Annotated in this window: 27 protein-coding genes; 16 read left to right on the forward strand and 11 right to left on the reverse strand. The window is 64.8% G+C overall.

Features of this window, described 5'->3' with window-relative positions; all coding sequences use genetic code 11:
• Positions 1-185: 185 nt before the first annotated feature.
• A complete protein-coding gene (locus ACB037_RS00870) occupies positions 186-1,088 on the reverse strand; it encodes a LysR family transcriptional regulator (RefSeq protein WP_102948237.1) in 903 nt (300 codons plus the stop codon).
• A 168-nt stretch (positions 1,089-1,256) separates the two neighbouring features.
• On the opposite strand from ACB037_RS00870, the gene ACB037_RS00875 reads away from it, so the two are divergent.
• The 5 genes from ACB037_RS00875 (at position 1,257) to ACB037_RS00895 (ending at position 4,971) form a co-directional block, all read left to right on the forward strand.
• Positions 1,257-1,643: a DUF6404 family protein gene (locus ACB037_RS00875; protein ID WP_010674227.1), complete on the forward strand. Its 387-nt coding sequence runs from the start codon at positions 1,257-1,259 to the stop codon at positions 1,641-1,643.
• 26 nt (positions 1,644-1,669) lie between these two features.
• Positions 1,670-2,035: a VOC family protein gene (locus ACB037_RS00880; protein WP_324033352.1), complete on the forward strand. Its 366-nt coding sequence runs from the start codon at positions 1,670-1,672 to the stop codon at positions 2,033-2,035.
• A gap of 153 nt (positions 2,036-2,188) precedes the next feature.
• Positions 2,189-2,479, forward strand: a complete 291-nt coding sequence (locus ACB037_RS00885) for a putative quinol monooxygenase (RefSeq protein WP_041215478.1) — start codon at positions 2,189-2,191, stop codon at positions 2,477-2,479.
• 90 nt (positions 2,480-2,569) lie between these two features.
• Positions 2,570-3,373, forward strand: a complete 804-nt coding sequence (gene dkgB / locus ACB037_RS00890; RefSeq protein ID WP_371174777.1) for a 2,5-didehydrogluconate reductase DkgB — start codon at positions 2,570-2,572, stop codon at positions 3,371-3,373.
• Positions 3,374-3,801: 428 nt separating this feature from the next.
• Positions 3,802-4,971, forward strand: a complete 1,170-nt coding sequence (locus tag ACB037_RS00895; protein ID WP_368224224.1) for an MFS transporter — start codon at positions 3,802-3,804, stop codon at positions 4,969-4,971.
• Positions 4,972-5,034: 63 nt separating this feature from the next.
• On the opposite strand, the gene ACB037_RS00900 is transcribed toward ACB037_RS00895, so the two are convergent.
• Genes ACB037_RS00900 through ACB037_RS00910 form a run of 3 tightly spaced genes read right to left on the reverse strand, consistent with a single transcriptional unit; the run spans position 5,035 to position 7,875 of the window.
• Positions 5,035-5,148 (reverse strand): CydX/CbdX family cytochrome bd oxidase small subunit, encoded by a 114-nt coding sequence (locus ACB037_RS00900; protein ID WP_010674207.1) that lies wholly within the window; start codon positions 5,146-5,148, stop codon positions 5,035-5,037.
• Between the two features lie 28 nt (positions 5,149-5,176).
• Positions 5,177-6,304, reverse strand: a complete 1,128-nt coding sequence (gene cydB / locus ACB037_RS00905) for a cytochrome d ubiquinol oxidase subunit II (protein WP_371174778.1) — start codon at positions 6,302-6,304, stop codon at positions 5,177-5,179.
• A complete protein-coding gene (locus tag ACB037_RS00910) occupies positions 6,304-7,875 on the reverse strand; it encodes a cytochrome ubiquinol oxidase subunit I (protein WP_371174779.1) in 1,572 nt (523 codons plus the stop codon). Before ACB037_RS00910 ends, cydB begins: the two co-directional genes overlap by 1 nt.
• 120 nt (positions 7,876-7,995) lie before the next feature.
• On the opposite strand from ACB037_RS00910, the gene ACB037_RS00915 reads away from it, so the two are divergent.
• Positions 7,996-9,444 (forward strand): PLP-dependent aminotransferase family protein, encoded by a 1,449-nt coding sequence (locus ACB037_RS00915; protein ID WP_371174780.1) that lies wholly within the window; start codon positions 7,996-7,998, stop codon positions 9,442-9,444.
• 26 nt (positions 9,445-9,470) lie between these two features.
• On the opposite strand, the gene ACB037_RS00920 is transcribed toward ACB037_RS00915, so the two are convergent.
• On the reverse strand, positions 9,471-9,929 hold the full coding sequence (locus ACB037_RS00920; protein ID WP_191967307.1) for a GNAT family N-acetyltransferase: 459 nt from the start codon (positions 9,927-9,929) through the stop codon (positions 9,471-9,473).
• Between the two features lie 159 nt (positions 9,930-10,088).
• Positions 10,089-10,739, reverse strand: coding sequence for a tellurite resistance TerB family protein (locus ACB037_RS00925; protein WP_042015902.1), 651 nt, complete (start codon positions 10,737-10,739; stop codon positions 10,089-10,091).
• Positions 10,740-10,912: 173 nt separating this feature from the next.
• Between ACB037_RS00925 and ACB037_RS00930 the strand changes: the two genes are divergently transcribed.
• The 3 genes from ACB037_RS00930 (at position 10,913) to ACB037_RS00940 (ending at position 12,108) form a co-directional block, all read left to right on the forward strand.
• Complete coding sequence (locus ACB037_RS00930) at positions 10,913-11,380, forward strand: acyl-CoA thioesterase (protein ID WP_010674201.1); 468 nt, start codon at positions 10,913-10,915, stop codon at positions 11,378-11,380.
• 84 nt (positions 11,381-11,464) lie between these two features.
• Positions 11,465-11,620: a pleiotropic regulatory protein RsmS gene (gene rsmS / locus ACB037_RS00935; RefSeq protein WP_010674200.1), complete on the forward strand. Its 156-nt coding sequence runs from the start codon at positions 11,465-11,467 to the stop codon at positions 11,618-11,620.
• A gap of 20 nt (positions 11,621-11,640) precedes the next feature.
• Positions 11,641-12,108 (forward strand): GyrI-like domain-containing protein, encoded by a 468-nt coding sequence (locus ACB037_RS00940; protein WP_039038603.1) that lies wholly within the window; start codon positions 11,641-11,643, stop codon positions 12,106-12,108.
• A 16-nt stretch (positions 12,109-12,124) separates the two neighbouring features.
• Here ACB037_RS00940 and ACB037_RS00945 read toward each other — a convergent pair whose 3' ends face one another.
• Positions 12,125-12,967 carry a LysR family transcriptional regulator gene (locus ACB037_RS00945; protein WP_029314296.1) on the reverse strand — a complete coding sequence of 281 codons (843 nt, stop codon included), beginning with the start codon at positions 12,965-12,967 and terminating at the stop codon, positions 12,125-12,127.
• Positions 12,968-13,083: 116 nt separating this feature from the next.
• On the opposite strand from ACB037_RS00945, the gene ACB037_RS00950 reads away from it, so the two are divergent.
• Positions 13,084-13,593 carry a nucleoside deaminase gene (locus tag ACB037_RS00950; protein ID WP_041212766.1) on the forward strand — a complete coding sequence of 170 codons (510 nt, stop codon included), beginning with the start codon at positions 13,084-13,086 and terminating at the stop codon, positions 13,591-13,593.
• Positions 13,586-14,818, forward strand: a complete 1,233-nt coding sequence (locus ACB037_RS00955) for an MFS transporter (protein ID WP_371174781.1) — start codon at positions 13,586-13,588, stop codon at positions 14,816-14,818. The genes ACB037_RS00950 and ACB037_RS00955 overlap by 8 nt, the downstream gene beginning before the upstream one ends.
• Before the next feature lie 86 nt (positions 14,819-14,904).
• Here ACB037_RS00955 and rluF read toward each other — a convergent pair whose 3' ends face one another.
• Complete coding sequence (gene rluF / locus ACB037_RS00960) at positions 14,905-15,903, reverse strand: 23S rRNA pseudouridine(2604) synthase RluF (protein WP_371174782.1); 999 nt, start codon at positions 15,901-15,903, stop codon at positions 14,905-14,907.
• A 570-nt stretch (positions 15,904-16,473) separates the two neighbouring features.
• On the opposite strand from rluF, the gene gdhA reads away from it, so the two are divergent.
• Both gdhA and ACB037_RS00970 read left to right on the forward strand, forming a co-directional pair.
• Positions 16,474-17,817 (forward strand): NADP-specific glutamate dehydrogenase, encoded by a 1,344-nt coding sequence (gene gdhA / locus ACB037_RS00965; RefSeq protein WP_371174783.1) that lies wholly within the window; start codon positions 16,474-16,476, stop codon positions 17,815-17,817.
• Positions 17,818-17,960: 143 nt separating this feature from the next.
• A complete protein-coding gene (locus ACB037_RS00970; RefSeq protein WP_323923290.1) occupies positions 17,961-18,164 on the forward strand; it encodes a DUF3955 domain-containing protein in 204 nt (67 codons plus the stop codon).
• Between the two features lie 24 nt (positions 18,165-18,188).
• On the opposite strand, the gene ACB037_RS00975 is transcribed toward ACB037_RS00970, so the two are convergent.
• On the reverse strand, positions 18,189-18,557 hold the full coding sequence (locus ACB037_RS00975; RefSeq protein WP_371174784.1) for a VOC family protein: 369 nt from the start codon (positions 18,555-18,557) through the stop codon (positions 18,189-18,191).
• Positions 18,558-18,770: 213 nt separating this feature from the next.
• Here ACB037_RS00975 and ACB037_RS00980 point away from each other — a divergent pair, with 213 nt between their 5' ends.
• Entirely contained in the window at positions 18,771-19,475 is a 705-nt protein-coding gene (locus ACB037_RS00980) for an HNH endonuclease (protein WP_109113302.1), read from the forward strand.
• A 46-nt stretch (positions 19,476-19,521) separates the two neighbouring features.
• Here the strand turns inward: ACB037_RS00980 and ACB037_RS00985 are convergent, their stop codons facing one another.
• Entirely contained in the window at positions 19,522-20,109 is a 588-nt protein-coding gene (locus ACB037_RS00985; protein WP_069784867.1) for a histidine phosphatase family protein, read from the reverse strand.
• A gap of 448 nt (positions 20,110-20,557) precedes the next feature.
• On the opposite strand from ACB037_RS00985, the gene ACB037_RS00990 reads away from it, so the two are divergent.
• Together ACB037_RS00990 and ACB037_RS00995 are read left to right on the forward strand one after the other, a co-directional pair.
• Positions 20,558-22,666, forward strand: a complete 2,109-nt coding sequence (locus tag ACB037_RS00990; protein ID WP_371174785.1) for a putative bifunctional diguanylate cyclase/phosphodiesterase — start codon at positions 20,558-20,560, stop codon at positions 22,664-22,666.
• 165 nt (positions 22,667-22,831) lie between these two features.
• Complete coding sequence (locus tag ACB037_RS00995; protein ID WP_042882535.1) at positions 22,832-23,119, forward strand: hypothetical protein; 288 nt, start codon at positions 22,832-22,834, stop codon at positions 23,117-23,119.
• A gap of 45 nt (positions 23,120-23,164) precedes the next feature.
• Here ACB037_RS00995 and ACB037_RS01000 read toward each other — a convergent pair whose 3' ends face one another.
• Positions 23,165-23,353: a hypothetical protein gene (locus ACB037_RS01000; protein ID WP_043154249.1), complete on the reverse strand. Its 189-nt coding sequence runs from the start codon at positions 23,351-23,353 to the stop codon at positions 23,165-23,167.
• Positions 23,354-23,496 lie beyond the last annotated feature (143 nt).

Below are 23,496 nucleotides of genomic sequence, written 5' to 3' on the forward strand. Positions count from 1 at the left end.
GACGCATCCTTGAGATGAAAAAAGCAAAGAGGCCGACAGCGATGTCGGCCTCTTTTTATTGGCGAGCACGACTGTTCTGACCGCCCCCGACCCCAGGCCTCCCCTTGCCAAGGGGTGGGAGAAAATGCCCCCTCCCCCTCATGGAGGGGGAGGCCGGGTGGGGGTTGGAACTGTCGGCATACCCTCTACAACGCTTCAGCGCCGAGCTGCTCTTTCAGGAAATCGAGCCAGACCCGCAGCCGGATGTCCCGCTGGGCATCGGAGTAGAAGACCGCATGGATGGGGCGCGAGGCGCCGCTGTTGCTGCGGGCCAGCACCTCCACCAGGGCGCCGCTCGCCCTGTCATCTCCCGTCATGAAGTCCGACAGGCAGACGATCCCCTGCCCCGCCAGCGCCAGCTGACGCAAGGTTTCCCCGCTGCTGGCCCGCAGGGTCGGGGTGATGGCGAACCTGTCCCCCTGCTCCTCACTCAATAGGGGCCAATGATTGAGGTGATCGGGGTGCAAAAAACCGAGCAGCTCGTGGCCAGCCAGCAAGTCAGCCGGCTGGCGCGGGGTACCGCGTGCCTTCAGATAGTCGGGGGAGGCCAGCAGCCGCAGCCTGGAGCGGCCCAGCGGCAGGGCCCGCAGGGAGGAGTCCGTCAGCTCGCCGATGCGAATGGCCATGTCCACCCGCCGCTCCATCAGGTTGATGAAGCCCTCGGAGCTGTGCAGTTGCAGCTCGATGGCGGGGTAGCGGCGGCGAAACTCACCGATGATGGGCACCAATCTATGCAGGATGAAGGGGGTGGCGGCGTCCACCCGCAATATGCCCTCCGGCTGCTCCCGGCGCATCAGCAGCAACCCTTCCGCCTCGCTCATCTCGGCCAGGATCTTCACCGCCCGCTGATAGAACCAGCTCCCCTCCTCGGTCAGGCTGACCCGGCGGGTGGTGCGGTTGAGGAGCACGGTGGCGAGCTTCTCTTCGAGACGCTTGATGCCGCGGCTCACCACGGAATTATCCATGCCGAGATTCTCCGCCGCCTGGCGAAAGCTGCCCGCCTCCACCACCGCCACAAACAGGGTCAATTCATCGGAATGGGTCTTCATTGCTGTCATCCTGGCAAGAGTAATGGGTCTTTATAGGTGCAATGGCCGGGAGTTGGCAAGACAGGCGTCGCTTCGTATCGTGACGCACCACCTGTTTTATCTGCGCCCTTGCCAGTACAATGCCGCCAACCGGCACCGTATGGCGCCACACTATGACAGGGACGATCCATGACATTCGACAACAGGCTGGCCGCCGCCCATCGGGAGCTGGCCGAGAAGGGCGTGCAAACGCTCAACTACAACCCGCCGATCATCTGGCTGCTGCGAAAGGCGGGGTTCACCATCAGGCCGCCCCACTACGAACGCTTTCTGATCAACGTTCTTGCCCTGGGACTCCCCATCGGCGCTATCTGGGGGGTGTTGATGTGGTGCCTCGGCTGGCAGGATGAGGTGAGCCCGGGGTTTGCCCTGCGCCAGAGCCTGCTGTTTGGCATCGGGCTCGGTCTGCTGATGGGGACCTGGTTCTGGTTTCGGCGCAAGCAGCTCAAGCTGACCCCCTGGGACGCCTTGCCCCACTCCACAAGCCCCACGCAAAAGCGCTGGCAACCGAAATAACCACCGATGTCGACAAGGAAACCCTTATGACCAGGGCCCATGAAAAACTGAACTATGTGGAATTTGCGGCCAGGGATCTTGCCGCCACCAAAGCCTTCTTCACCGCCGCCTTTGGCTGGCAGTTTGCCGACTACGGCCCCGATTATTGCGCCTTCGAAGGGGAAGGGCTGGATGGCGGCTTCTACCGCGCCGATCTGTGCAGCCAGAGTGCTCAGGGCGGGGCGCTCCTGGTGTTCTACAGCGCCGATATCGAGGCGACCCAGAGCAAGGTAGCCGGCGCAGGGGGCACCATAGTGCGCCCCCTGTTCGATTTTCCCGGTGGCCGCCGCTTTCACTTTGTCGAGCCCAGCGGCAATGAATTTGCGGTCTGGTCCGAACCGGCCAGCGCCTGATAATACTCCGCCCTCCCCTGGCCCACCTGCACCACGACCAGCCATGGGGAGGCCACATTGCTGCACTCACCTCAATAGTGTTTTGCGACTGCAGCCCTGTATCCCCCAGTCTGGGGCGGGCATACTGACTCCCGTCTTAACGAGGAGGTTCAGATGCCATCCCCCCTGATTGTGATTGCCCAGCTTGACGCCAAACCCGAATTCGCCGCCCAGTTCCGCGCTGCCCTCGAGCCGCTGATCGCCGCTACCCTGCAAGAGCCGGGGTGCCTTCGCTACCAGTTGCACCAGAGCCTGGAGAGCCCCCACGGCTGGATGCTGTACGAGGAGTGGGAGAGTGAAGCAGCCCTCAGCGCCCACCAGCAGCAGCCCCATTTTCTCGCCTTCGTGGCCGACACCCAGGAGTGGTTTGCCAGCAGCCTGGTGCGCCGCTATCACAGGGTCTGAGGCTGCCGGCGCCCTCCCCGCCGGATCTACACCGCAGGCCCGGCAAACAGACAAAGCATTGAGCGTAGAAACAATAACCTGAGGAATTTGATGATGAAGATGCCCAATCTGGGTCTTGGAACCTTCCGCCTGAAAGATCAGCCCCTTCGCGACTCCCTGCTCCAGGGGCTGGAACTTGGCTACCGCCATATCGATACCGCCCAGATCTATGACAACGAGGCCGAAGTCGGCCAGTTGATGAGCGAGAGTGGCGTGCCCCGCCAGGAGATCTACCTGACCACCAAGGTGTGGACCAGCGAGTTCGGTCCGGGCAAGGTGATCCCGAGCCTGGAAGTGAGCCTGGAAAAACTCGGCACCGACTATCTGGACCTGGCGCTCATTCACTGGCCCTCCCCCCAGGATGAGGTGCCGATGGCGGTCTATCTGGAGCAGCTCGCCGAGGCCAAAGCCCGGGGCCTGACCCGGGAGATCGGGGTCTCCAACTTCACCGTGGCCCAGCTTAAACAGGCCATCGACATTCTGGGACCGGGCGCCATCGCCCACCAGCAGGTGGAGATCCACCCCCTGCTGCAAAACCGCAAGGTGGTCGAATTCTGCCAGGAGCACGGTATCGCCATCACCGCCTACATGCCGCTCGCCTATGGCAAGGTGCTCGCCGAGCCGCTCTTGATGGAGATCGGCAAGCGCCACGGCGTCTCGGCGGCCCAGGTGTCGCTGGCCTGGCTGCTGGCCCAGGGCATGACGGTGATCCCGAGCTCTACCAAACGGGAGAATCTGGCCGCCAACCTGGCCGCGCTGAAGGTACAACTCAGTCGCGATGAGATAGCCGCCATTGCCACCCTGGATCGGGGTGAGCGCTGCGCCAACCCGGACTTTGCGCCGGATTGGGATTGATCCCCCTCATCCCCAGCCCTTCTCCCGCCAGGGGAGAAGGGAGCAAATAAGGCTCAATGACATTCTTCAGCACCAGCGGGAGGCACAATGCCTCCCGCTTTTTTTGTCCCCAATACCGCGCGTCACCGCCGCCCGAGTCCTCCTCCAACACCTTCCCTCAATCCTTTACCTCTTACCTCATTTCTCTTTCCTCTTTTCTCTCTGTCCCGGCTCGCTCTGCACGGGTTGCCGCCGTGCGCGTTGTCTCTGCACCCACCTCGCGCGCTACGGCCGCTCTTGCCGCAGTTGCCTCGGCCACTCCCACTTCCACGGCCCCATTGCTGCTGATTTGGCAAAAGTAATTTGACGTTGCCGTCATTTTTACCAACAAACACCCTCGGCATACTGGCGCCATTCTCCCGTCGGGAGTCCCAATCCAAGGAGTTGTTATGCCACTGGCGTTATTTGCCCTCACTTTAAGTGCCTTTGCCATAGGCACCACCGAATTCGTGATCGTGGGGCTCATCCCCACCATCGCCGAGCAGCTCAATGTCTCGCTCCCCTCGGCGGGCCTCCTGGTCAGCCTCTATGCCCTTGGGGTGGCCATCGGCGCCCCCGTGCTCACGGCGCTCACCGGCAAGCTGCCGCGCAAGTGGCTGCTGGTGGGGCTGATGGCCCTCTTCACCGTCGGCAACCTGCTGGCCTGGCAGGCCCCCGGGTACGAGAGCCTGATTGTGGCCCGCATCCTCACCGGGCTGGCCCACGGGGTCTTCTTCTCGGTAGGCAGCACCATCGCCACGGGTCTCGTGGCCAAAGAGAAGGCGGCCAGCGCCATCGCCATCATGTTCAGCGGCCTCACGGTAGCCCTGGTGACCGGCGTCCCGCTTGGCACCTGGATTGGTCAGGTCTTCGGCTGGCGCGAAACCTTCCTGGTGGTGAGCCTGCTCGGCCTCGTCGCCATGGTGGGCAGCATGCTGCTGGTACCGGGGAACCTGCCGAAGGGGGCCACCTCCAGCGTTCGCGAGCAGCTCTCGGTGCTCACCAGGAAGCCCTTGCTGCTGGTCTACGCCAAGACGGCGCTCGGTTACGGCGGTGCCTTCACGGCATTTACCTTCCTCGCCCCCATCCTGCAACAGGTGAGCGGCTTTAGCGCCAGCGCGGTGAGCCTCATTCTGCTGGTGTACGGGGTATCGGTCGCCGTCGGCAATATCTGGGGCGGCAAGCTCGCCGACCGGATGGGCCCATTGCCTGCGCTGAAGCTGCTGTTTGCCGGGCTCGCCGTGGTGCTGCTGGTGCTCACCTTCACCGCGCCGCACCCGGTGCTGGCGGTACTGACCGTGCTGGTGTGGGGCGCCTTCGCCTTTGGCAACGTACCGGGTCTTCAGGTACTGGTGGTGAAACAGGCCGAGCGCCACACCCCCAATGCCGTGGATGTGGCCTCCGGTCTCAACATCGCCGCCTTCAACGTCGGCATTGCGCTGGGCTCCGTGGTCGGCGGTTTCGTGGTGGAGCACCTCGGCCTGATGCACACCCCCTGGATTGGTGCCCTCATCGTGCTGCTGGCCTACGGCCTCACCCATGTCAGCGAAGCGGGCGAGCGCCGCGCCGCCCTTGCCTGACCCCCGGGCAAGCAAAAGGCCGACATCCTGTGTCGGCCTTTTTTCATGGGCAAGATGCGAGGCTCAGGGCTCCTTGAGATCCTCATCGGCGGCCCAGCGCGCCTCCAGCCAGAGCAGATTGACCAGCCCGCAGAGCAGGGCAAACCCCAGCCCCAGCAACCAGGTGAAATACCACATATCGCATTGATCCTTGTTTTGAAGCGGATTAGTAGAGGCTGTGGCCGTTCTGGCGCACCTGCTCGGCGCTGACCCTGCCGCGCACCACCCGGTAGACCCAGAGGGTGTAGCCGATGTTGACCGGCATCAGTACCCCGACGATCCCCAGCATGATAAGCAGGGTGCGCTCGCTGGAGGTGCTGTCCCACAGGGTCAGGCTGCTGGCCGGATCCAGGGACGAGGGCAGCACAAAGGGGAAGAGCGCGATGGCCACGGTCAGCATCATGGCGGCGCAGGCACCACCGCTGGCAACGAGCGCCAGCCCGGACTTGCCGAAGCGGCTTGCCAGCGCGCACACCAGGGGCAGCAGGAGCCCGAGCACAGGCACGGCCCAGAGCACCGGATGAGCGACAAAGTTGCCAAGCCAGCCCGCCGGCACCGCCACCACCTCTTTCATCAGCGGAGTGAGGGCGCCGTTGAGATCTCCGATGGCCGTGATGCGATACCCCGCCATCTCTCCAAGCCAGACGCCGCCAAGGGCAAAGAGGACGCTCGCCAGGGGGCCGAGCCAGAGGGCGAGGCGGGCGCTGCGCGCCGCTATGGCCCCCTGGGTCTTGCACTGCAGGAAGCTGGCACCGTGCAGCAAGAGCAGCGCCAGCGCCGTCCCCATGGCGGTCAACAGCAGCGGCCAGTGGAACGCAAAGGCGCCATAGTGGATGCGAAGGGCCGCATCGAAGCGAAACGGCAGCCCTTGCAGCACCAGGCCAAGGGTGGCACCAAACACCAGGGTCGGCAGCAGACCACCCACCACCAGGGCGCGGTCCCACCAGCGGCGCCAGACCGGGTCCGGCAGCTTGCTGCGATAGTCAAAGCCCACCGGGCGCAAAAAGAGGCCGAACAGCAGGAACATGAAGGGCACGTAAAGCGCCGAGAAGGCGGCGGCATAGACCAGGGGCCAGGCGGCAAACAGGGTGCCGGCACCGGCGATGAGCCACACCTGGTTGCCCTCCCACACCGGCCCCACGCTGTTGAGCAGCACCCGCCGCTCGTCATCCGTCTTGCCGACCACGGGCAGCAACATGCCGACCCCGAGATCGAAGCCATCCATCACCACGAAGCCGACCAGCAGGAAGAGCACCAGCCCCCACCAGATCACTTTCAGGGTTTCGTAATCCATCAGGCAGGACTCCCGTTTTTCAACACTTCACCTTGATAACGACCCGTCTGCAGGCTGGCGGGCCCTTTGCGGATCACGTGACGCAACAAGAACAGCTCCACCACCAGCAGGCTGCTGTAGATGAGGAATATGGAGATGAGGCTGAACCAGAGTTGCCCAGGTTGCAGCAAGGAGACGGATGCCGACACCGGCAGCACGTCGCTGATGGTCCAGGGCTGGCGACCGAACTCGGCCACGAACCAGCCCGCCTCGATGGCAATCCAGGGCAGCGGAATAGACCAGAACAGCGCCTTGAGCAGCCGCGGGGATTGCACCAGCCTGCCCCGGCACAGTTGCAGGAAGGCGGCGGCAATGAGCGCCAGCAGCACCACGCCTATGCCCACCATCAGCCGAAAGCTCCAGAACAGCGGTGCCACCTGGGGAATGGAGTCCTCCACCGCCTTGGCGATGGCAGCCTCGTCCGCCTTGCCAATCTCCTTGGCATGGGGGGTGAGCAAGAGGCCATAGCCCAGATCCTGGCGGTGGCGCTCGAAGGTGACCCTGGCCTCGGCGTTGCTACCGTCTGAGCGCAGCGCCTCCAGGGCGTCGTACGCCTGCATGCCGCTGCGAATGCGCACCTCGTGCTGCGCCTTCAGATCTTTGAGGCCAGTCACCTGCTCATCCAGGGAGCGGGTGGCGATGATGCCCATCAGGTAGGGAATTTTGATGGCCGCGTGGGTGGTCTCTGCACTCTGATCCGGCAGGCCGAACAGGGTGAAGGAGGCCGGTGCAGCTTCCGTCTCCCACTCCGCCTCGATGGCGGCGAGCTTGACCTTCTGCACCTCCCCGGAGCGATAGCCCGACTCGTCCCCGAGCACGATGACCGAGAGGATGGCGGCCAGACCAAAGCCCGAGGCGATGGCGAAGGAGCGCAGGGCGAAGCGCACCTCCATTTGGCGCAGCAGATACCAGCTGCTCACCCCCATCACGAACAGGGAGGCGGCCACGTAGCCCGCCGCCACCGTGTGCACGAACTTGACCTGGGCCACCGGGTTGAAGATCACCGCCGCCACATCCACCAGCTCCATGCGCATCGTCATGGGGTTGAACTCGGCGCCGACCGGGTTCTGCATCCAGCCGTTGGCGATGAGGATCCAGAGCGCGGAGAGGTTGGAGCCGAGCGCCACCAGCGCGGTCACCAGCAGGTGCTGGCCGCGGGAGAGCTTGTCCCAGCCGAAGAAGAAGAGGCCCACCAAAGTGGATTCCAGGAAGAAGGCCATCAGCCCCTCCACCGCCAGCGGGGTGCCGAAGATGTCGCCGACGTAGTGGGAGTAGTAGGCCCAGTTGGTACCGAACTGGAACTCCAACGTGATCCCGGTGGTGACCCCCATGACGAAGTTGATGCCAAACAGCTTGCCCCAGAAGCGGGTGATGTCCTTGTAGATCACCTTGCCGGTCATCACGTAGGCCGACTCGGCGATCACCAGGATCCAGGACAGCCCCAGGGTGAGGGGCACAAACAGAAAGTGGAACATCGCCGTCGCGCCGAACTGTATTCGGGAGAGGCTGACCACATCATCCAGGCTTATCATGCATGACTCTCTATGTTGCATTTAACAGACAGGTTTTCGCCCGTTCAGTACAACACGTGCCATGACACCTATAACAGATGCAGTTATAGTGAAATCCACCTATAACAGTTAGGACACACCATGTCCCGTTACGGTCAGCTGGCTGCCTTGTTGCAGCAGCAGATAGAGAGCGGCCTCTGGCAGCCGGGGGAGCGCATCCCCTCCATCCGCCAGAGCTGCAAGACCCACGGCCTCAGCCCCATGACGGTGCTGCAGGCCTACCAGTTGCTCGAGAGCCGCGGCCTCATCCTGGCCAGGCCCCAGTCCGGTTACTACGTCAAGGCCGCCACCTCTCCCCAGCGCATCAGCGCCCCCCAACAGGCGCACTACAGCGGCTCGGTGGACATCAACGATCTGGTGTTCGAGGTGCTGCAGGCGAGCAAGTCACGGGAGCTGGTGCCCCTTGGCATGGCGGTGGCGGACCCGACCCTCTTCCCCCACCCCCAGCTCGGTCGGGCCCTCGGCAGTTGCATGCGCCGCCTCGACCCCTTCAGCACGGTGGCCGATCTCCCCCCAGGCAACGAGGCGCTGCGCCGCGCCATCGCCCAGCGTTACGCCAGCGACGGCCTGGCGGTAGACCCCCAGCAGATCATCATCACCACAGGCGCCATGGAGGCGCTCTCCCTCAGCCTGCAGGTGCTGACCGAACCCGGGGACTGGGTGGTGGTGGAGTCCCCCACCTTCTACGGCGCCCTGCAGGCCATAGAGCGCCTGCAGCTCAAGGTGGTGGAGATCCCGGTGATCCCCGGGGTGGGCATCGATCTTGCCCTGCTCACCGAGGCCCTGGCCCAGCGTCCCATCAAGGCGTGCTGGCTGATGGGCAACGTCCAGCACCCCCTGGGCCACACCATGCCGGATGGCCACAAGCAGGGGCTGATGGCGCTGCTCAACCGCCATCAGGTCCCCCTGGTGGAGGATGACGTCTACGCGGAGCTCTATGTCGGGCGCGAGCGGCCAAGGCCCATCACCCATTGGGATGCGCGGGGAGAGAGCCTGCTGTGCGGCTCCTGGACCAAGTGTCTGGCGCCGGGCTTTCGGGTCGGCTGGGTGGTGGCCAAGCGCCACGCCGAGCGCATCCAGCGGCTGCAACTGATGTCGACCCTGTCGACCAATGTGCCCAGTCAGCTGGCGCTGGCCGACATGCTGCGCCAGGGCGGGGTGGACGCCCACTTTCGCCGCCTGCGCCACACCCTGGCCCAGCGCCAGCAGCAGATGCGGGCGGCCCTGATGCGCCTCTTCCCCGAGGCGCGTATCTCCTCCCCCGACGGGGGCTACTTTCTCTGGCTCGAATTTGACGCCCGCCTCGATGGCCGGGCGCTCTATGCCAGCGCCATCGAACAGGGGGTCTCCATCGCCCCCGGGGCCCTCTTCTCCAGCCAGGGCCAGCACAACCACTGCCTGCGCCTCAACAGCTCCCATCCCTGGAGCCCGCAGCTGGACGCGGCGCTCAACCGGCTTGCGGGTCTCATCGCCCGGCAACGGGAAACCTGGCAGAGCCCCCCTGACGCCTCACACGACAAAGGCCCGTAACGGGCCCTTTTGCAAGCGAATGCGCCTTATCTGGCCATGGTCTGTGACTGGGCCTTGAAACCCAGTCGCTCGTAGAGGGCCCTGGCCCGCTCGTTGAAAGCCATCACCTCCAGGCGCAACTGGCTTGCGCCCCGCGCCTTGCCCCACTGGTCCCCGTGGGCGATCAGCGCCCGGCCGATGCCCCGGGAGCGCTGCCCCTCATCCACCACCACGGTCGTGATGCGGCAGACGGGCAGCTTGCTGAGAAAGGGGACGCTCTCGTTGAGGTCGATGCGGGCAGTGAGAAAACCCGCCACCTCCCCCGCCACCACCGCCACGCAGAAAAGACGCGCCTCGTCGGCAATGGCGCCGAGCAAGAAGGCCCTGTCCTCCGGGGACGGGGGGCAGAACACCTCGGGCACCTGCTCGAAGTGGAGCTGACCTATCTGCCGGTTCAGGGCCAGAATGGCGTCGATATCCTGTTCAGTTGCCGTGCGAATGTCCACCTGATGCTCCTTGCAGTGAGGGTCGCCAGCGAGGAAAGAGGCTCGGCGGTCACCCTTTGGAACCCGCATCTTATCGGCTCGTCACGGCAATCAACAGCCCCCGGCAACGACAAGGCCCCATGACGGGGCCTTGTGGACAATCCTGATGGCAATGCGGGCTCAGCCCGGCGCCCCCAGCTGGGCCACCTGGCGCTCTATGCTCCCCTTGAGGTTGTCATCCAGCTTCAAGGCCCGCGCCAGCTCGTCCAGATAGCCGCGCTCCATGAAGTGATCCACCTCAATGGTGAGCAGGGAGGCGAGGTAGACCTCGGTCGCCAGCTCCATGTCGGTCACTTCCCGCGCCAGGACATGGGGGTCGAGGGGGCGGGAGAGCTCGGCGTCAATCCAGCGGGCCGCATCCCGCTCCCCCTGTTCGGTCAGGTACTCCTGGATCTTCTGGCGCTCGGCGGCATCGATGTGGCCGTCGGCCCGGGCCGCCGCCACCATGGCGCGCACCAGCAGGTTGGCGCGGGCATCCAGGGCCTTGCCCTCCAGGGTGTCCAGGGGCTGGGTCGGCTGGGCCGGGGTGGACTGCTGGGTCTGCCAGTCCTGATAGAGCTTGTAGGCCAGCCCCCCGAGGGCTGCCGCCCCCCCCACCGCCGCCACCTTGGTGCCATATTTGCGCATCTTCTTGTTGCCAAGCAGCAGCGCCATGGCCCCTGCGGCCAATCCCCCCTGCGCCATGCCCTTCATCTGGGCCTTGCGCGTGTCACCACCGTCGTTGAGCCAGCCCTTGCCAGCTCCCATCAATTGCTCCAGCATCTGTTTCATGGGGCCTCCTCGCTCACGTGATGAGTCATGCTGGGCCGCCTGCGCTGAACTCAAGGTGAATGACGACGCAGACAAGAGGAGGCGCTGGTTGGATCAGTGCCGGCCCCGACCGCTGCTATTGTCCCCGGGGGACAGCCAAGGAGTCCCCCCTTGCCTCGACATAAGGAAGTACCATGAGCGCCCGTGAACTGACCCTGCAATTTCTCGCCGAACCCGCCGATGTCAACTTTGGCGGCAAAGTCCATGGCGGCATGGTGATGAAGTGGATTGACCAGGCCGGCTACGCCTGCGCCGCCGGCTGGTGTGGCGGCTATGCCGTCACCGTCTATGTGGGGGGCATCCGCTTCTTGCGCCCCATCCAGATAGGCCAGCTGGTGGAGGTGCACGCCAAGGTGATCCACACCGGTACCACCAGCATGCACCTGGCGGTGGATGTCTACAGCCGCCACCCCACCGACCCGGAGCGGCGCAAGACCACCCACTGCATCATCATCTTCGTGGCCATGGACGAGCATGGCAAACCCACCCCGGTGCCCCAGTGGCAGCCGGTGAGCGAGAGCGATCTGCAGTTGCAGCAGTACGCCAAAAAGCTGATGGCCCTGCGCGAGGAGCTGGACAAGGAGATGCGCCAGCACATGTGACCCGTCCCGCCCCGGGCAGCCGGGGCGTGTCTTCGCGCCGCCGGGCGCTATAATGGCGACCACCCTTGCCCTTGAGAACCCAAGATGTCCCTGGAAAATGCCCCCCCCGAGGTCCAGCTCGCGGTGGATCTGATTGAACTGCTGGAAACCAACCACATCGCCCCCGCGCTGGCCCTGGCGGCACTCGCCATCGTTCGCCGGGATTATGAGCGCAAGCTCGAGGAAGGTCGGGAGGCCTGAGCGCCCCCGCAGGAGGCACCATGTCAGCCCCCATTCGCATCGAACAAGGCCGCGCCATGCTCCTCGGGGGGCTGCGCCGTCACCACCCCTTCGAGCAGGGGGACTTCGCCGGCCAGTGGCGCGACCTCAGCGCCCTGCTTCCCCTGCCGGGGCAGCTCGGTGAGCACGCCTACGGCGTCATCTGCGCCGCCACCGACACCCACTGCGAATACCTCTGCGGGGTGGAGGTTGCCGCCCTGGAGGTGCTGCCTCCCGGGCTTGGCCGCATGCGCATCGCCCCCCAGACCTACGCCATCTTCTTGCATCAGGGGCATGTCGCGACCCTGCCGCACACCTGGCGCCAGGCCCTGGCGTGGCTCGCGCAGTCGGACTATCAATCTGCCCAGCAGCCGGATTTCGAGCGCTACGGCGCCCGCTTTGACGCCGCCACCGGCAGCGGCGAAGTGGAAATCTGGCTCGCCGTGGTGCCGAAACAGGCCCTGGCCTGACCCCTGCCCCCCCGGGCTACCTCGGCCCCATCACCTCGTCACAGAGCGCGATCAGCGCCTCCCCCAGGCGGGCGAGGGGCTCGCTCGTGCCCGGCCCCTGGTGCAGGGCCAGCTCCACCGAGCGTACAGCAGGCCAGTGAGCCAGCACCACCTGATCCGGTTGCAGCAGGCGCGCCGGCAGCAGACTGACCCCGATCCCCGCGCTCACCGCCCCTTGCAGGCTGGCGAGACTGCCGCTCACATAGGCGATGCGCCAGGGGATCCCCTCGGCATCCAGGGCGTCGGTCATCTGGCGCCGGTAGAGCCCCTCGCTTGGAAACACCACCAGAGGCAGGGGGTCGCGCCCGGCGGCGGGCCACTCCCGGCTGTCAACCCAGGCCAGGGGCTCGCGCCATCGGGCGATGGGCTCCCCCTGGCCGCGCCCCTGCTTGATGAGGGCCAGATCCAGCTCTCCCCCTTCGAACGCCTGCCACAGGGCATGGCTGAGATCGCTTTGCACCTCCAGCCGCACCTGCGGGTGCGCGCGGGCGAAGGCGGCCAGCACCGGGGTCATGGCCCCTGCGGCAAAATCCTCCGGCACCCCGAGGCGCAGGGGGTGGCTCGCCTCGCTCACCCGCTCCCCCGCCCGGGCCAGCAGCCCCAGGATGCGGCGCGCCAGCCCGAGCAGGGTCTCCCCCTGGGCCGTGGTCACCACCTGGCGGCCGGATCGGTCGAGCAGGGTGCAGCCCAGCTGCTGCTCCAGGCGGCGCATCTGCTGGCTCAGGGTGGACTGGGTGAGGTGGATACGCTCGGCGGCGCGGGTAAAGCTGCCGGTTTCGACGATGGCGACGAAGCTCTGCAGCAATTGGGGGTCCAGCAGGGGGCGCTCCATGGGCAATCTCCATTTATAAAACCACTGGAAGTCATTTTATCATTTAATTTCCAAATGATGCGGCGACCCTCTAGGCTGCTGTCCTCCCCCTTTTTTGTCAGGATATGACCATGCCACCCCCTTCCCAGTCCGGTGCCCGCCTCCTCAACTCCCTCACCGCCGCCTCGGCCCCCAGCCATCAGGAGTGGCTGGAGCAGGCCCTGCACCTGGCCCTGACCCATCGCCAGCAAGGGGGGCGACCCTTCGCCGCCCTGCTGGTGAGGGAGAACCGGCTGGTGGCGAGCGCCGTCAACCGCATGCTGGAGGCGGGGGACCCCACCCGTCACGCGGAGCTGGAAGCGCTGCGGGAAGGGAGTCGCCAGGGGCCGCTGGCCGGGGCCATCGTCTATGCCAGCGGGCACCCCTGCCCCATGTGCCTGTCGGCCTTGGTGATGAACGGCATCCAGGCGGTCTACTACGCCTTTGACAACGACGATGCCGCCCCCTTCGGCTATGACAGCCGCGCGGCCTACGCGGCCCTGCGACTGCCCCTGTGCCCGCCGCCCCTGCCCCTCATCAAGCTGGCGAGCCCCATCGCGGCCGAAACCCTCTACGGTCCCCTGCCCCATGCATAAGCGCCTCCTCCCCCCGGGCAGCGGCGCCTTGCTGGTGCTGGTGATCCTCATCGCCCTCAACCTGCGCCCCTTCCTCACCGCCATCGGCCCCCTGGCCCCTCGCATCGACGCGAGGCTGGCCCTGGGGGTGGATACCCTGGCCTGGGTCACCCTGCTGCCCCTCTGGCTTATCGGGGTCGGCGTGCTGCTCACCCCGGCGCTCCTGGGTCGCACGGGCCCGCGCCCCCTGCTCGGGACGGCCCTGCTGCTGCTCGCCCTTGGCAGCGCCCTGCGCCTCGATCTCGCGAGCGGCGCCCTGCTCATCGCCAGCGCCGCCCTGTGCGGGCTGGGCTCGGCCCTGGTGCAGGGGGTGCTGCCCGGCCTCATCAAGGAGGGGTTCGCCCAAAAGGTGCCCCTGGTGATGGGGATCTTCTCCGCCTGCATGATGGGGGGCGGGGCGCTCGGGGCCGTGCTCACCCCGCGCCTTGCCGAGTATCTGGACTGGTCTCGGGCGCTGGCGCTCTGGGGCCTGCCGGTGCTGCTGGCCCTCGGCTGGTTGGCCTGGCGGGTGCCCCTGCCCGCCCCGGCCTGCACGCCCGCCCCCACCGGGGAGCTGCGGCTGCTCCCCCTGCCCCGCACCTGGCTGCTCATCGCCTGTTTTGGCATCATCAACAGCGGCTACGGCATCGTCGTGGCCTGGCTGGCCCCGGCCTACATGGCGGCGGGCTGGAGCGCCCAGCAAGGGGGCGAGCTGGTGGCCTGGCTCGCCCTGGCCCAGACCGCGAGCGGCCTTGGCCTGCCCCTGCTGGCAGCCGGTCGGCTGGACCGCCGCCCCTGGATGGCGCTGGCCATCGCCATGCAGATGGCGGGCTTTGGCGGCCTCTGGCTCGCTCCCCAGACCGCCCCCCTGCTCTGGTGCTTGCTGTGCGGCGCCGGGCTTGGGGGGAGCTTCTCCCTCATCATGGTGATTGCGCTGGATCACCTGCCCGACCCGCGCCGGGCGGGCGCCCTCTGCGCCCTGATGCAGGGGGTCGGCTTCATGGTGGCGGCTACCGGCCCCTGGGTGGCGGCCCGCCTGCACCATGCAAGCGGTGACTTCGCCGCCGCCTGGCAGTGGCAGCTCGGCGCCCTGGTCCTGATGAGCCTGCTGGTGGTGCGTCTCAACCCGCGCCACTACCCAGGGGCCATGGGCCTGCCCCCGGAGCAGGCCATGGCTGTGCAGACGGCAGGCCACAAGCCTGCCTGATCCGGCGAGCACCGGCCTTGGGGGCCAGAAAGCACAACACCGGCCTTGGCCGGTGTTGTTCATCAGGGTGCGGGAAGGCCCGGCGCTCAGCGCCCCTTCTTCTGGCGCCCGCCCTGCCCTGGCCGCGGTTTGCCCGGGGCGGGTTTGCCCCCCTTGCCGGGCGCGCTTTTACCTGCTGCCCCTTTGCCCGCCCCGCCCTTGCCTGCGGGGCTCTTCTTCTCGAAGGCCTCGGGGCCCGGCACATTGGGCCGCCCGCCAATCTCGTGATCGTCGCTGCGCCGCGGCTTCTTGCCCTGGGCCGGGGTGCCGACCGCAGCCGCCTTGGGCTTGGCAACCTGAGCCCCCTTGGCCGGTTTGGCCTCGGAGGAGGAGTCCTCAATCAGCTTGAACAGCTCGATCAGCTCGTCGTCGGTGAGATCGCGCCACTCCCCCACCGGCAGCCCCTTGAGGCTGACGTTCATGATGCGGATGCGCTCGAGCTTGGTCACCTCGAAGCCGAAGTGCTCGCACATGCGGCGGATCTGGCGGTTGAGCCCCTGCACCAGGGTGATGCGAAACACGAAGGGCGCCTCTCGCTTCACCTTGCACTTCTTGGTGACGGTGCCGAGGATGGGCACCCCGGCCGCCATGCCCCGGACGAACTCGTCGGTCACCGGCTTGTCCACGGTCACCAGGTACTCTTTCTCGTGATCGTTGCCCGCCCGCAGGATCTTGTTCACCAGATCCCCGTGGTTGGTGAGGAAGATGAGCCCCTGGGAGTCCTTGTCGAGGCGCCCTATGGGGAAGATGCGAGTGCTGTGGTTGACGAAGTCGACGATGTTGTCCTTCTCCCCCGCCTCCGTGGTGCTGACGATGCCCACCGGCTTGTTGAGGGCGATGAAGACCAGGCTGTCGGCTTCGCGCGGCTCGATCACCTGGCCGTTGACCTTGACCAGATCCCCGGCAAACACCTGATCCCCCACCCCGGCCCGCTTGCCGTTGATGAAGACGTTGCCCTGCTCGATGAAACGATCGGCCTCACGACGGGAGCAGATGCCGCTCTCGCTGATGTATTTGTTCAGGCGCATGGATTCATCGGCCAGCATGGGTCACCTCCCCGGTCGGATGGGCCTTGAGAATGGCTGGCTGGATCAGCCGCGCTGTGGTCGGGTTCGTCTGCATACAACTCCATGAAATAAGGGCCTGCGCCCTGCATGTTCGGCAAAAAACGCCGCTACAGTAGCACATTGCACGCGCACGCGCCCGGCCCCGTCGCACCCTGGCTGCTGGCTCACAGGGGGTGCTGCCCCTGATGCAGCAGCAGGCCCCCCATTATCCAGCGTGCGGTGACGCCGCGGCCCTGATTGGGCTGCACCGCGCACTCCCCGCCTCTTTTCACTTCATGGTGCTCACTTCATGGGCCGGGCCCCACCGCCGAAGATAGGGTGCGGCCTTTGACAGATAGCCAGATGATCTAACGCTTGATATTTATCCAGCAAAAATGCATAAAAAGATTTTGGTCATCGCGAATTATCTGCTCTGACCCGCCGACGACGGGAAATGACACCCCCATCGGGACGCAACAACGGGCCCCTTGAGCCCCGCGAACCCTGAAGACGGGCATGATCCCCTCTCTGGCAGGACGCCACTTTCATCATTCACGACAGGAGTTAAAGATGAGTCATTCCCTCTCCCAGGAGGCCTTCCTGGCCCAGGTCGCCAGCCGCAACCCTCACCAGCCCGAGTTTATCCAGGCCGTGAGCGAGGTGATCGCCTCCATCTGGCCCTATGTGGAGCGCCACCCCCGCTACCTGCAACACGGCCTGCTGGAACGGCTGGTGGAGCCCGAGCGCCTCGTGCAGTTTCGGGTGAGCTGGGTGGATGACCAGGGCCAGGTGCAGGTGAATCGCGGCTACCGGGTGCAGCACAGCTCCGCCATCGGCCCCTTCAAGGGCGGCATGCGCTTCCACCCCTCAGTGGATCTCTCTGTGCTGAAATTCCTCGCCTTCGAGCAGACCTTCAAGAACGCCCTCACCACCCTGCCCATGGGCGGCGGCAAAGGGGGCAGCGATTTCGATCCCAAGGGCAAGAGCGAAGGAGAAGTGATGCGCTTCTGCCAGGCCCTGATGCTGGAGCTCTATCGCCACCTGGGGGCCAACACCGACGTGCCGGCGGGCGACATCGGGGTGGGCGGGCGCGAGGTGAGCTACATGGCGGGCATGATGAAGAAGCTCACCAACAGCGCCGAGTGCGTCTTCACCGGCAAGGGACTCTCCTTTGGCGGCAGCCTCATTCGTCCGGAAGCCACCGGCTACGGCCTGCTCTACTTTGTCGAAGCCATGCTGGCCCATCGCGGCCAGTCCCTCGATGGCCTGCGGGTCTCGGTGTCGGGCTCGGGCAACGTGGCCCAATACGCCATCGAGAAGGCGATGGCCCTCGGCGCCCGGGTCATCACCGCCTCCGACTCCGGCGGCACCGTCTATGATCCGGACGGCTTCACCCCCGAGAAGCTGGCCCGCCTGATGGCGCTTAAAAACGAGCAGCGCAAGCGGGTGGCGGATTACGCCCATGAACTCGGGCTCGAGTTCTTCAGCGGCCGTACCCCCTGGCACCTGGCGACCGACGTCGCCCTCCCCTGCGCCACCCAGAACGAGCTGGATGCCGAAGATGCGGTGCGGCTTATTGCCAACGGCGTGCAGTTGGTGGCCGAGGGGGCCAACATGCCCTCCAGCGCCGCCGCCATCCGCCTCTTCCACGAAGCAAAGGTGCTGTTCGCCCCGGGCAAGGCGGCCAACGCCGGCGGGGTTGCCACCTCGGGCCTCGAGATGAGCCAGAATGCCCAGCGCCTCTCCTGGACCCGGGAGGAGGTGGACGCCCGCCTCAAGGGGATCATGACCAGCATCCATGCCACCTGTGTCCGTTACGGTCAGGATGATGACCATGTGAACTACGAAAGCGGCGCCAATATCGCCGGCTTCGTCAAGGTGGCCGACGCCATGCTGGCGCAAGGGGTCTGCTGAGCGCCTTGGCCCGGGGCTTCCCCCTCAACACAACGGCAGCCCTCGGGCTGCCGTTGTGTTTTGTGCCTGGCGCGACTTCACACTCTCTTCACCCAGGCATGAAAGTCTCCCATCCGTTCCATCTCGCTGACGAGGATAACAAGATGACGATGAAAATAGGTGCCCTGCTGAACCTGGCCGGGCTCGGCTGCTTTGTGGCCTTCAACCTGCTGGACTCCACCCTCGATGCCCAGGGCTTCCTGCACGAGCCCTTTGCCCTGCTGCCCCTGGGCTATCTGCTGCTCTTCACCGGCATGGTGCTCACCGTGATCCCTCTGCTGCGCAAGGGGCGCACCAGGGAGCAGTGACACAAACCGCAAGGTGCCAGGAGCTCAGCAATAACGGCTGATCTCGATGAGGTTCCGATCCGGGTCCAGACAATAGACCGATTCGATGGGGCCACAGGCACCGCTTTTCATCACAGGCCCCTCCACTATCTCGACTCCTTGGCTCGCCAGTTGGGCCATCACCTGATCCAGGGGCCAGCGGGTGATGAGGCAGAGATCCCCCGACCCCACCTGCGCCCGGTTGCGCACCTCCTCCCCCAGCAACTGCAAATTGATCTTCTGGTTGCCAAAGCGCAGCGCCCGGCGCCCCGCCCCGAAGGTGATGGGCTCCATCTTGAAGGCGCTGCTGTAAAACGCCACCGCCCGCTCAATGTCGCTGACCGTCAATACCAGATGGTCGATATGGCTGATCATGCTTGCTCCCTGTCATGGTGATTGCCGCACCATCATACCCAGTTCCCTTGGCAGAGACTGTGCCTTGGCCCGCAAAGCCTTTCGTCCTGATTGCCCAACTGAAAGAAGCCAAGAAGACCCAACTACTGCTTGGCATCATCAATGTATTGATAATATGAGGGTTTATTAACCTTTCTACTGAATTTCGGCTTCGATTGAGTTAACCTTCTTGCAATGAAATACAACTCGGACGAGTCGGCTTTGCGCAACATATGGACAGAAGAAGAGTTAAGGGCGACGGTGACCGCCTATCTGGAGATGTACAAGAAGGAGTTGGAAGGCACTACCTTTGTCAAAAAGCACTATTACGCAGAGTTAGCGGCTCGATTCCAACGGTCCGATAAGTCGTTTGAATATCGGATGCAAAATATCTCTTACGTCTGCGTCTTGATGGGCAGAGCCTGGGTCTCTGGGCTAAAACCGGCCAAGAATGTAGGGGCGCAGAATGCGTCTATTATTGAACGCCTGATCTGTGAGTTAGACGGACAACCGTTTAGCGGACAAGCAGAATTCGAACATCAGGTCATCCAATACAAGGAGAAACCCATCTCTCCTCATCCCCCAGGTATAGAAGAGCCATCCCTGCGCTACCTGACCACAACAAGTTATGTGAGGGATCCCCAGGTCAAAGCCTGGGTGCTGGTGGCCGCAGCCGCGAAATGTGAGGGTTGTGATGCACAAGCCCCCTTTACCACGGCAACCGGAGAACCTTTTCTCGAGGTGCATCACCTGCGCACCTTGGCTGACGGAGGCTCGGATACCATCAACAATACGGTGGCGCTCTGCCCTAACTGCCATCGCGAGCTTCACTATGGCGCCAATCAGGTAGAGAAACGCGATGCACTCTATCGAAAGCTACCCAGGCTGAAGAGAGAATAATCCCCAGCCCTCAAAGCGGCCCCCATTGCGGGCCGCCTTCGTGTGGTCAGCAGGCAATCCGCTCTATGCGGCCACCGCTCAGTTTGAAGAAGGCATCCTGCGGCAGCTCCTGAAGCCAGGTGGTGGTGTAGTCCAGATCCACATAGGCGCCGCGCAACATGGCGCCAAAGAGACCGTGAGAAACCACGATGGCCTGCTCGGCAATGTGCTCGTCCTCAAGCCATTGCCGGGCCCGGCGCTGAATGCTCTCAAAACTCTCACCATGGGGAGCCCGCAGATACCAGTCCGGCTCCTCCAGATCCAGCTCGGGGTGGGCCGCCAGCAGCTCGGGCACCCGGCGACTCTCCCACTCCCCCATCCCTAGCTCCACCAGCCGCTCGTCCCAAATGATGCGCTCCTGGTCCAAGCCAAGCTGCTGACACACCCGCTCCGCCGTCTGCCGTGCCCGGCCGAGGGGGCTGGCGTAGATCGTCCAGTCGGTGGGCTCGGTCAGGAGCTTGGCCAGACGGGCCCCCATGGCGAGGGCCTGGGCTTCTCCCCTGGGGGTCAGCTCGGAGTTGCAACGCCCCTGCAACCGCAATTCGGCGTTGTAACGGGTCTGGCCATGGCGCAGCAAATAGAGGGTTCGAGACATGGTTTCTCCAGCAGAGTCAACGAGATAAGAAAACAGGGGGAAGATGATAACAGATGTACCGGGTCAACCAAGACCCGGAGGATGCAGGCTTGTGCTGACTCCTTGAGCGCATGGCCTGCGGCTATCGTGAAAGGACGACAGGGGCTGCGCGCCTTTATCGCACAGGCGCCTTGTGCGCATACCACACGCCTTCGCCACGGGCCCGCCAGCACCGTGGCAAGCGCCCCATGCTCCCCTATCTTGTTGTTCAGACGGAATAAAATGGGGATGTGCCGGTTTATCGGTCACAGGATGGCGGCCAAAGCCAGAAAAGACAGAGTTTTTGCTCTGATCCGGGGGCCATTTTGGTACGTATCTCTGGCTCACGACAGGGACGCCTGGTGTACAATCTGCCACCCGATTTCCCCTGACCCGGCCCAGGCTCAGGCCCTGATGTACCCCAGAGTAAATGAACGTGACCCCAACCCACCCCATGCTCGACAGTTATTACAGCCAGGACCTGGTGTTCTTCTCCATCCTGGTGGCGGTGCTCGCCTCCTACACGGCGCTGACCATGACCAGCCGGGTGAGCCAGAGCCGGGGACGGGCCGCCGTGCTCTGGCTAGCGGGGGGAGCCTTCGCCATGGGGATCGGCATCTGGTCCATGCATTTTATCGGCATGCTCGCCTTCAACCTGCCCATCGCGCTGGGATACGATCTGACCCTCACCGGTCTCTCCCTGGTGGCGGCCATCGGCTCCTCGGCTTTTGCGCTCTGGCTGGTGAGTCGCCCCCAGCTCCCCTGGCACCAGATCCTGTTCGGGGCCGTGCTGATGGGGGCCGGCATCGCCACCATGCACTACATCGGCATGGCGGCCATGAAGATAACGCCCGGCATCCACTACCTGCCTGGGCTCTTCATCCTCTCCATCCTCATCGCGGTATTCGCCTCGGGTGCCGCACTCTGGATAGCGTTTCGCCTGCGCAACAGCTCGCCCCGCGCCTTCTTCAGCAAGGCCCTCGCCTCCCTGGTGATGGGGGCTGCCATCATCGGCATGCACTACACCGGCATGGCGGCGGCCCAGTTCCCCGCAGAGAGCCTGTGCGGGGCCCTCTACACCGGTCTCAATACCCAGTGGCTGGCAACCGTGGTCATCATCGTGACCCTGGCGGTGTTCGCCATCGCCTTCGTGCTCTCCATGCTGGATGCCCACGCCGCCAAGCTCTCCACCTCCCTGCATCAGGCCCACGACGAGCTGCTAAAGCTGGCGCTCCATGACAGCCTGACCCGGCTGCCGAACCGGCTGCTGTTTGCCGACCGGCTGGAGCAGCGCATTCAGGAGTGTCAGCACAGCCAGCGCAGCTTCTCTCTGCTGTTTCTCGATCTCGACGGCTTCAAGATCATCAACGATGCCCACGGCCACCACACCGGGGATCTGCTGCTGGCCGAGGTGGCCCAGCGCATCACCGGCCTGCTCGGTGCCAGCGACACCGCCTCGCGCTTTGGCGGGGACGAGTTCGTGCTGGCACTGGCGCCGGGGGATGTGAGCCAGACCACGGCCTTCGCCGAGCGGCTGCTGACCACCCTGGCCCAGCCCTATGAGTGGGAGCACCACAGCCTGCACATCACCGCCAGTATCGGCATTGCCGTCTATCCCCAGGATGGCACCAGCCTGCACGAGCTGACCCTCAACGCCGATGCCGCCATGTATTACGCCAAGGAGCAGGGGCGCAACGACTACTACTACTTCGACAGCGCCATGAACGCCAACGCCCACCAGCAGTTCCTGCTGCACAAGGAGCTGCAACACGCCCTGGAGCGGGGGGAGCTGGCCCTGCACTACCAGCCCAAATACTGTGCCCGCAGCGGCCAGGTGGTCGGCGCCGAGGCCCTGCTGCGCTGGCAGCACCCGGAGCATGGTGCCGTCTCGCCGGCCAGCTTCCTGCCGCTGGCGGAGAAGAGCCGGCTCATCATCCCCATCGGCAACTGGGTCATCGACGAGGCGTGCCGCCAGATGAGCGCCTGGCGGGCGGCGGGTCATCACGACTGGAGCGTGGCGGTCAATCTCTCCACCATCCAGCTCGCCAGCCCCGGGTTGCTGGAGGAGGTGCAGGGCGCCCTCGCCCGCCATCGGCTCGAGGCCCGTCACCTGACCCTGGAGATCACCGAATCCACCGCCATGCAGAAGGCCGAGGAGAGCCTCGCCATCCTCAACCGTCTGGCCGAGCTCGGCCTTGGCATCTCCATCGACGACTTCGGCACCGGCTACTCCAGCCTGCTCTACCTCAAGCGCTTCCCCGCCAACGAGCTCAAGATTGACCGGGGCTTTGTCACTACCCTGGAGCGGGGAGGCGACGATGCCACCATCATCGCCGCCATCATCGCCCTGGGTCAGGCCCTGGAGATGCGCATCGTGGCAGAGGGGGTGGAAACCCCGGAGCAGCGGGACCTGCTGACCGAGCTGGGCTGCGACACCTTGCAGGGCTACCTGCTCGGGCGCCCCATGACCGGGGAGCAACTGCTTGTCCACTGCGCTCCCGAGACTCCCCAACGGGTGCTGGAAGATGTGCTTGTCTGACAAGCAGGTGAGGCGCTGCGCCCATGTCGCCAGGGTCATCACCAGCCCGATTGCGTCCCTTCACGACTCAAGGTAGTCTGCTGCAAGACTCGAATGCTCCTTTATCTTGCCGAGTGCATCGAGCGCCCCCCCATGGCAGATCACCTATTCAAAGGAGCCACATCCATGGCCAGATACCAGTTCTTCAGCGTCCCCGCCTCCCGCCGTCAGCAATATACCTATGTCGACATGGCCTCCCCCACCTTCCTCACGGAGAAGGAGGCGCTGCTGACACAAGGGTTCGAGGTGGAAGAGGATTTCATCGACGCGGCCACTCCCCGCGAGGCGGTGGAGAAGTACAGATCCGGCTTTCTCTACGTGGCGGACGAGATAGGCAAGTCAGACGAGACCTATGCGGCGGCAACGGCCTTGCTGGAGATGGGCAAGAAGATCCTGGGCCGCAAGGCGGGCTGAACAAGGCGGGCCGCCGGGACGATACCCCCGATGGCCCGCAGGCAGTCAGCGTTGGGGGTGCTGGCGGAGCATCTCCACCAGCTCCTCTTCACTGCCGGGTTCATGGGCAAGCTGCAGGCTGGGGGCGGCGCCCCCCATCAGCATATAAACGTGAGTGCTGCAGTGATCGTAGTGATACCACTTACCGTCGATACAGACGTCGGTATAGCATCTCGGGTCCTTCTTGAGTTCCATACGCACATCCTTATGTGTCATTCACCAACATCACTCTTGACCGTAAAATAAGCGGCCCGAGTCCCCCTTGACCTGGATCAAGGGTGGTGGCGGGCAGAAGCGGGCAGTGGCCGGATCTGGCCGGGGCCGGATGCCCCCAGCCA

It is taken from the genome of Aeromonas sp. S19(2024), assembly GCF_041402625.1.
Taxonomy (GTDB): domain Bacteria; phylum Pseudomonadota; class Gammaproteobacteria; order Enterobacterales; family Aeromonadaceae; genus Aeromonas; species Aeromonas caviae.